Origin of the sequence: Vibrio sp. 10N.286.48.B8 (assembly GCF_003050085.1) — a bacterium.
GTDB lineage: Bacteria > Pseudomonadota > Gammaproteobacteria > Enterobacterales > Vibrionaceae > Vibrio > Vibrio crassostreae.
Genome location: NZ_PIGD01000018.1, coordinates 83,563 through 90,267 on the forward strand (window position 1 = coordinate 83,563; position 6,705 = coordinate 90,267).

General features: G+C 43.3%; 13 protein-coding genes. 12 read left to right on the forward strand and 1 reads right to left on the reverse strand.

Going from position 1 to position 6,705, the window contains the following annotated elements; translation table 11 throughout:
- Positions 1–50: 50 nt before the first annotated feature.
- The gene (locus tag CWO08_RS18475; protein WP_108020897.1) at positions 51–926 is read right to left on the reverse strand and encodes a S24 family peptidase; all 876 of its coding nucleotides are present in this window, start codon (positions 924–926) and stop codon (positions 51–53) included.
- A 167-nt stretch (positions 927–1,093) separates the two neighbouring features.
- Between CWO08_RS18475 and CWO08_RS18480 the strand changes: the two genes are divergently transcribed.
- From CWO08_RS18480 to CWO08_RS18535, 12 genes are all read left to right on the forward strand, one after another.
- On the forward strand, positions 1,094–1,387 hold the full coding sequence (locus tag CWO08_RS18480; protein ID WP_004737271.1) for a pyocin activator PrtN family protein: 294 nt from the start codon (positions 1,094–1,096) through the stop codon (positions 1,385–1,387).
- A gap of 53 nt (positions 1,388–1,440) precedes the next feature.
- Positions 1,441–1,983 carry a phage regulatory CII family protein gene (locus CWO08_RS18485; RefSeq protein WP_108020898.1) on the forward strand — a complete coding sequence of 181 codons (543 nt, stop codon included), beginning with the start codon at positions 1,441–1,443 and terminating at the stop codon, positions 1,981–1,983.
- Between the two features lie 15 nt (positions 1,984–1,998).
- Positions 1,999–2,214, forward strand: a complete 216-nt coding sequence (locus CWO08_RS18490; RefSeq protein ID WP_108020899.1) for a hypothetical protein — start codon at positions 1,999–2,001, stop codon at positions 2,212–2,214.
- Positions 2,211–2,468 carry a hypothetical protein gene (locus CWO08_RS18495; RefSeq protein WP_108020900.1) on the forward strand — a complete coding sequence of 86 codons (258 nt, stop codon included), beginning with the start codon at positions 2,211–2,213 and terminating at the stop codon, positions 2,466–2,468. Before CWO08_RS18490 ends, CWO08_RS18495 begins: the two co-directional genes overlap by 4 nt.
- Before the next feature lie 21 nt (positions 2,469–2,489).
- Positions 2,490–2,897: a hypothetical protein gene (locus CWO08_RS18500; RefSeq protein ID WP_108020901.1), complete on the forward strand. Its 408-nt coding sequence runs from the start codon at positions 2,490–2,492 to the stop codon at positions 2,895–2,897.
- Positions 2,897–3,127, forward strand: a complete 231-nt coding sequence (locus tag CWO08_RS18505; protein ID WP_108020902.1) for a hypothetical protein — start codon at positions 2,897–2,899, stop codon at positions 3,125–3,127. The genes CWO08_RS18500 and CWO08_RS18505 overlap by 1 nt, the downstream gene beginning before the upstream one ends.
- On the forward strand, positions 3,124–3,345 hold the full coding sequence (locus CWO08_RS18510) for a hypothetical protein (protein ID WP_108020903.1): 222 nt from the start codon (positions 3,124–3,126) through the stop codon (positions 3,343–3,345). Before CWO08_RS18505 ends, CWO08_RS18510 begins: the two co-directional genes overlap by 4 nt.
- On the forward strand, positions 3,342–3,620 hold the full coding sequence (locus CWO08_RS18515) for a hypothetical protein (RefSeq protein ID WP_108020904.1): 279 nt from the start codon (positions 3,342–3,344) through the stop codon (positions 3,618–3,620). The genes CWO08_RS18510 and CWO08_RS18515 overlap by 4 nt, the downstream gene beginning before the upstream one ends.
- A gap of 3 nt (positions 3,621–3,623) precedes the next feature.
- Complete coding sequence (locus CWO08_RS18520; protein ID WP_108020905.1) at positions 3,624–5,543, forward strand: hypothetical protein; 1,920 nt, start codon at positions 3,624–3,626, stop codon at positions 5,541–5,543.
- Entirely contained in the window at positions 5,543–5,794 is a 252-nt protein-coding gene (locus CWO08_RS18525; RefSeq protein WP_108020906.1) for an ogr/Delta-like zinc finger family protein, read from the forward strand. The genes CWO08_RS18520 and CWO08_RS18525 overlap by 1 nt, the downstream gene beginning before the upstream one ends.
- Positions 5,795–5,827: 33 nt before the next feature.
- Positions 5,828–6,055, forward strand: a complete 228-nt coding sequence (locus tag CWO08_RS18530) for a hypothetical protein (protein WP_108020907.1) — start codon at positions 5,828–5,830, stop codon at positions 6,053–6,055.
- A 106-nt stretch (positions 6,056–6,161) separates the two neighbouring features.
- Positions 6,162–6,705, forward strand: a 544-nt coding sequence (locus tag CWO08_RS18535; RefSeq protein WP_146161769.1) for a hypothetical protein, incomplete at its 3' end; no start/stop codon positions are given.

Below are 6,705 nucleotides of genomic sequence, written 5' to 3' on the forward strand. Positions count from 1 at the left end.
TTACTATAACTATCAATAAAAAAGGCACCCCGTAGGGTGCCTTCGCTTTTCTATATCACCGCCTTCATGACGGTGGTAACAACTTTCCCGATTACCGCGAACTCGTTGAGTTTCTCCTCATTCACGATAAACGAATCATATTCTTCTTTGTTGTCTGAGATGACGTTATAGCCCTCGGCCATGATGTCGTACTTCAGGCGCTTTATGTAAACATGCTTACCAATGCGAACAACATAGACACCGTGCTTTACTGGGTGATCGAGTTCTCGGGTATCGACTAATACTTCATCGCCGTCACTCAAAGTGTCTTCCATTGAGTCACCTTGGCAAGTAATGATACGAGCAGTCTCTTCGTTTAGCCCGAAACGATGTAGCCACTGACAGGGAACAAATTCAGTTCGTATTTGATATTCAGCTGTATTCTCTGCTCCCCAACCACAAGCAGCATAAACGTTATAGACAGGAACTGGACACATGTCTAATTGGTGAATCAATCGTGATTCAGCGATATTAGGCATGTGAATCAATTTGCCTTCACCCACCAACAACTCCAGATTTTTTTTGGCTTCAGAAATCGCTAGATACTCAGCACGAGCTTCTTCAGAAGCTTCCTTCCTCGCTTGTACTGTTATGTTTTTTAGTTTCTTCTCAGCTGCTCTCTTAAGAGTTGGGTCGATTTCACTAAATGAAGGTTCTCCTAAACTCAATAGTGCTTCCGCTTCACCTTCATCGGTCACATATTTTTGAACCAGTTGGTTTTTTACATCAATATGAAAATTAGAAATATGGTACTCAAAAGCTCGTCCATTTCCTGACGCCTTTCTTTTCAACCAATTGTTTCTTCTAGCTTTTTGGCTAATACCCACAATGGTATTAGGCATCCCTTCCAAGCCTAACAACTCAGAACTAACAAACCACTCTTTCATAAACCCTAATAAACCACTTGACGACAAACCAATTGGATCGTTTAATTAACCCCAACAAACCACTTTAAACCAGAGTTACTAAACTGCGATAAACCACTTAGAACGCAGATAGTGATTCAAATGAAACTATAACACGTCAATCTGTTAGAGAAAATGAGGATAACTATATGAGCATGGATATTCACTACGGGCTTCAAGCAATGTTTGGTAAGCCGATTGTCCAATTAAGCGAAGTTTCAGAAGCATTTTTCGGAATGAAGTATGCGACGGCTAAAGCCAAGGTTAGCAGCCATGAATTCCCTATTCCTGCTTTCCGTCTTCACGAAGAAAGTGAAGCTAATAAAGGTACAAAAGTTCCGTTGTTGATTCGAGTTAACGACCTTGCTGATTACGTTGTAAGAAAACATGAGGAAGAGAGAGCAAGGATGGAATCCATCTACGGAAAGTTTCATCGTCATTAATAGCCACCTTCGAAGCTAACCACTTTTCTTATGTTTCATAGTGAGTATCAGACATGGAAGTGAACCAGACAATGTGCGTCTTTTTAGCGGATGTACAAGAACAGTACAACGAGGCATGCAGCTTGTTCCGAGCGCGACACCGTAACGAGCTAACAGACATAGCAAAAGCCTGTGGCATTCGTTCAAACATGTTGCGTAACAAGCTGAATATCGAGCAACCGCACGTACTTTCTTTACCTGAAATGATGGCAGTTTCTAAAGCTACGGATGACTACGTAATTTTAGAAGTTGTACTTCGCCAGTTAGGGCTAGTGACCGCTCATATTCCTGAAGGTGAAAGAGAAACGTTTATTAAACGTGCTCTAGACAACTCTGTGATTGCTGGAGAGATCTCTCAGCTTGCGTTAGACACGGCAGGTAAAAGAGCCCTACCTCGCTCAACTCGCAACTCAGTTATCAAAACGGCACAAGCTGGCATTAGCAACTTGGTGCTACTCATCAACGACCTAGAAGACCGCACAAGTGGTGCACACCCTTTCTTATGTATGGGTGTGGACTTGCTAGCCAACGGTGCGCCTTTACCCGGTCTTACTTAATTACGGGGTGTAATTATGAAAAAACAATTTATCGCGATTCAAATCAACTCATTAGAAGAAGCACTCAACATCGAGAATGTTGCGGCACTCACTATCACCAAATATCAAGAGAACGAAGTGGAAGGCCAAGAGCAGCTTCAGAATAACTTGATCGCAATGTGGCGTGGCATTCACAAGCAAGCGGGTGATGCTCTCGACCAGTTCAAGGTTTGCCAGAAGGAATCAGTATGAAAACTCTACTCAAAACCATCACTTCAGGTGAAGACAAGATTTATGTCTACGAGGCTGGATATGTCGAAGGCGTGAAAGCTGCTGAAGCCTATTTAGCAGGCCCTGACGGATGGGGAGCTTCTATGTACTTCCCTTTGTATAAGGTCGAAGACTTCGCTCAAAACCAAACTCAAATTGCCAAGTTCCTTGAACTTGCCAAAGAGAAACTCGGGATGGATGCAGAACCATGCAATACGTACCTCACCAATAACTAATTTTTTAGGAGCGATAACGTCATGAGTAATCTCGAAAATCACCTCTTTGAGCAATCATTTGAACTCATTGCACAGCGCTTTAGTTTAAGTAGCACAGAACAACAGCATGAATTGCTATGCCAATTAGATGCTATTGCTAAGAAGCAAACACCCATTGAAACACACCGCTCTCAAGCTGACGTATTAGCCGATATTAGAAATGCAATGGACGGTGAACGTGCTCGTTTGTTTTTCGGGCATTCATTTCCTAGTTGGTATCGCAACGGTTCGATCGAACAAGTTTCACAGCTTCACCACTGGACGAGCTTAGATATGGGTAACCGCCACCTGTTTCTTGAAATGCTTGGTCTACGTGACCTAGGCCACTTTGATGATGAAGCGTTATATCAATTCGAACAGTTTTGTTTGTCAGCTGTGGGGACGAAGTGATGCTGAGTTATATAGCGGTAACCTTGAACAGTGGCGGTGGTGTGGTTCGTGATGATGAAACTAGCGAAGTTAAGAATTTTCTTATCGGTGAGTTTGATTCACCAGAGCCAGCAATCGAAGCGGCTTGTGAGCATTTCAACTGTCAGCACGTCATGAATGGCGTGATCATAAAAGGCAATCACACTGGCGGTCACATGATTATGGACACACAGGAGTTTAGCGAATTATGAGTTTTTACAAGCAAGCGCAAAAACAAGCAGTAGCAATAAAAATTGGTGAACGCTTCTTCTGTGGTTTTGGGAAGAAGCAGCGAGTTCAAACAGCTTGGAGCCTTGCAGGGGCAAGCCTGTATTTGAGTGTCTATGACGACAAGGTAAAAGAGATTCTCACTACGTTAGAAGAAAAGAAGAAGAAACCCGAAGTGATATTTGTGGAGGTGGCAGCATGAGTGACGTGACTTTTAGACCTGCAAAATCGACGGCTGACTTGCCTATCACTTCTCCAATACATAAGCCCTGCCCTGATATGGCGGGAATGGAGAACCCAGATCCAAAGAAACGAGAGCGAGCGCGCTTTTTAGTGTCGAAGTTGCGCGAAAAACACGGCATTAAAAAGCGTGTTAAAGGCAACTCTCAGCCAATGAATTATGTGTGTAGTGAAAAAGGGTGTGTTGACCCTTGGGGCTCGGTAAGTAATGCGAATCCAGGGAATGTGAAGCAGTAAGCGATGAAGATTGAAACTCTGTACCATGTGGCCGGAGCCGTCCGGCCTATTGATGAAGTTAAAATTGCTAATGCCAGCTATGAAGCTGGTTTTTTAGGTTCCAAAATTCCTCACTACACAGAATACGAACAACAATTGCTCGATTCTGGCGTAGTTAAATATCTTCCTGTTTACGACCGTGTTTTTAATCAACAATCAAAACACGTTACAGATGTTAAGTTGGCAACTGAACATTTCAAAAGGCTAAATTCAAACTCCAAACCCGACCGCGAAGCGGCGGCCGAAAGGCCGGAGACACTAGGCTTGTCCAAGGGCGCAAAAGTCCGACACAAGAAAAAGCTTTTAAAGTTGGCTCGAATCAACAAGCGTGTGAAGGTTATTGGGCAGCCCATTGGCACCAAGACAGAACTTGATAGCCGAATGGGCCATGAAAGCTTTGATGCGTTATACGCAAGTACAGAGCGAAATACCGCGCGAGTTTTACCACTGAAGCATGAGAAAAGGCCCCCTTTCGAGAGGAAGCTCTCCCCTATCTCTCTTCAACTGCAAAAACGAGACTGGTCTGGGCAAATGCGCGCTCAAATTGTTACCCAGACGCCAGCAGGAAAGGCACCCGAAGCTAATTCGGGTACTCGTTATACGGAAAAGCTAACACCAAAGAGCGTTTCTAACATGTTCGAGAGTGGTGCGTATGTTGCTCAATGTCACGAAGGGTTTACTACTTTTCTGACTTTGACTTTTACACCGGCACAACGTCACGCTATTTTTGGCGCAATGGACGAAGGCATCGATGCTGACGGCCCATTTACTCCAGTAGAGTTTGAACGAGATACCGGTGATCTTGTTCCTGGCAAAGACGGCCTGTATACACAGTTACCCAAACAACCATTCAAAATCATTAAACCACTCGATACCAGTATTGGGCGCGAAACTTCCCGCTTTCTCGATGGCAGCAAAAAAATGTTTCACCGAGGTTGGTACACGGAAGATGGTGATTACGTTCCTGGACAGTTCAAAGCGAAGCCTTCACCCTTTGGCCCTGATAGAGAAAAAGCAGATTTTCATTATATGTGGGTAGCAGAAAGCCCAATGAATGAAGATGGCGAACCCAACCCACACGTTCACCTGTTGTTGAAGTGGACTGTCGATAAAAAGCATTTCAAAGACTGGGCTAAACGCTTGGAATCGCTATGGGGTCATGGCATGGCTCACATCGAAAGAATTAGACAGCCGAAAGCAGCCAGTACTTATCTCATCAAAGCGGTGGGCTACGCGGCCAAAGGCAATAACGCTGACCAAGGTTTGATTAAGGGTAATCGTTACAGCATAGCGAAAGTCTCACGCGCACCAAGTTGGGAAACTCTCGCATCATTCGAAGCTGACAATATCACTGCTGTTATCCGTGAATTGGGTTACAAGCTTGAGCAATGGAAAAAGCCTTTGCTGCGAACTATCTCACGTATTAATAAGCAAAAAGCTCAAACCGTGAAAGCATCGAGTATCGCCAAGCAACAAGGCAAGCCTGAAGATCACCTAAAAAAACTGCAGTCGCGAATTATTCGCTTAGAACATGCGGCCAAGAAAACTACGCAAGAAATGAAGTCACGCCAAATGCATGCTTCTAGTGGTAACCGGTTCTCGATAACTTTTGACGGCGACGAAGCCAAAGCACGAATGGATAACTTCTTGATGTGGGCAGCTGGGGCTAGAGGCTGGTCGATGAATTGCCGTGACATCGATTGTAGCGATTTAAAGCAAGAAGCAGATGAAACTTATCAAGCGCAATATCACCACTTCTTAGAACGGCGGGCTTATTGGCGATCGGTTCTTGGCGAACCTTACATACCCGAAGAACCCGATGAGGATGAAGTGAGTTATTGGCAAAGTGCCAAAGCGGATTATTTAGAAGGGAGATTACATTAATGCTAGTGACATGCCCAAAATGTGAAAGCAAAACTCGTATTGCGACCTCACGTTCCATCAGTTCAGAAACACGAGAGCTGTACTGCCAATGTTTAAACCTGAATTGCGGGAAAGTGTTTGTAGCGCATACCTCGTTCTCGCACTTCATTGAACCAACGGGTCAGAAGCCAAGCTCAGAGCTACAGCCCGAGTTGTGCAAAGGTGATGTGAACCAGATTGATATCTTTGAAGCGGAACAACCAAGCGCTTAAAACAGAAGTCTAGACTACGGATATTTTGAATAAATGAACCTTATTCCTAAAAAACGCCTTGATGCTTTGCTTGAAGTGATCTCAAAAAGAGATATGCCAGAACAAACTCGCAAAGCCGTGAAGCTGGTGTTCGAGTCTGGTTATTCTTACGAGCTGGCTTCACTAAGAACTGGTGTATCAAGCAAGCGCGTTTCATTGGCCGTGCGCAAGCTGAACCAAATGGATGAGATTTTACTTAAGGGGTATCGGATGAAATTATAAAAGCTTCAGCTTCCGAAGTAGGCGCAGCAGTGCATATAAACATTGCTTTTCCTCTCTAGACCAGACACTATAAAATATAATTATTTCTGTTAAATTAAGGTTTTATATGAGATTTGAATTTCGTAGTAATGACGACGTAATTGAAATGCTGCTAGATGGTAACGTGATATATAATCAAAAAAAAAGGGGGGAACAAAGTTCAATAGATTATATAAACGACCCTAGTACTGATTTAATTAACACCTTAATCTCGTTCAAAGTAAAAGAAATACCCTATCCGTTACATTTAGAAATGTACGAGCGAATTAACGATATCATGATGTTTAACTTTGAAAAGGACACTGAGGATTTAAGTATTCGAGTTTCTTACGATATAAACTTAGAAGAGTGGGCTTTCCCTTTTACAATCCATACATTCCTAGCTCCATTCCATAGTAAACTTCAGGATTTGGGATTAAAAACAACCCAAGAGCCCATTGATGATAACATGTCTTACACCACAATTTCCCTCAATTTACATAGTGAACAGGAGATCCGAAAGACACTAGAAGACGTCTCACTAAAAGTAAGCTCGACTGCAAATGCTATCTTAGATGATTTAAGTAGACAATCCTTCGGAAAACATGTTCTAAAAGCATTTAGGTTCCCTC

Bases quoted from the DNA above. Each gene is read 5' to 3' on its own strand.
- CWO08_RS18510 (WP_108020903.1), top strand. From the start codon at position 3,124: ATGAGTTTTTACAAGCAAGCGCAAAAACAAGCAGTAGCAATAAAAATT.
- CWO08_RS18480 (WP_004737271.1), top strand. From the start codon at position 1,094: ATGAGCATGGATATTCACTACGGGCTTCAAGCAATGTTTGGTAAGCCG.
- CWO08_RS18520 (WP_108020905.1), top strand. From the start codon at position 3,624: ATGAAGATTGAAACTCTGTACCATGTGGCCGGAGCCGTCCGGCCTATT.
- CWO08_RS18500 (WP_108020901.1), top strand. From the start codon at position 2,490: ATGAGTAATCTCGAAAATCACCTCTTTGAGCAATCATTTGAACTCATT.
- CWO08_RS18490 (WP_108020899.1), top strand. From the start codon at position 1,999: ATGAAAAAACAATTTATCGCGATTCAAATCAACTCATTAGAAGAAGCA.
- CWO08_RS18525 (WP_108020906.1), top strand. From the start codon at position 5,543: ATGCTAGTGACATGCCCAAAATGTGAAAGCAAAACTCGTATTGCGACC.
- CWO08_RS18505 (WP_108020902.1), top strand. From the start codon at position 2,897: ATGCTGAGTTATATAGCGGTAACCTTGAACAGTGGCGGTGGTGTGGTT.
- CWO08_RS18485 (WP_108020898.1), top strand. From the start codon at position 1,441: ATGGAAGTGAACCAGACAATGTGCGTCTTTTTAGCGGATGTACAAGAA.
- CWO08_RS18530 (WP_108020907.1), top strand. From the start codon at position 5,828: ATGAACCTTATTCCTAAAAAACGCCTTGATGCTTTGCTTGAAGTGATC.
- CWO08_RS18495 (WP_108020900.1), top strand. From the start codon at position 2,211: ATGAAAACTCTACTCAAAACCATCACTTCAGGTGAAGACAAGATTTAT.
- CWO08_RS18475 (WP_108020897.1), bottom strand. From the start codon at position 926: ATGAAAGAGTGGTTTGTTAGTTCTGAGTTGTTAGGCTTGGAAGGGATG.
- CWO08_RS18515 (WP_108020904.1), top strand. From the start codon at position 3,342: ATGAGTGACGTGACTTTTAGACCTGCAAAATCGACGGCTGACTTGCCT.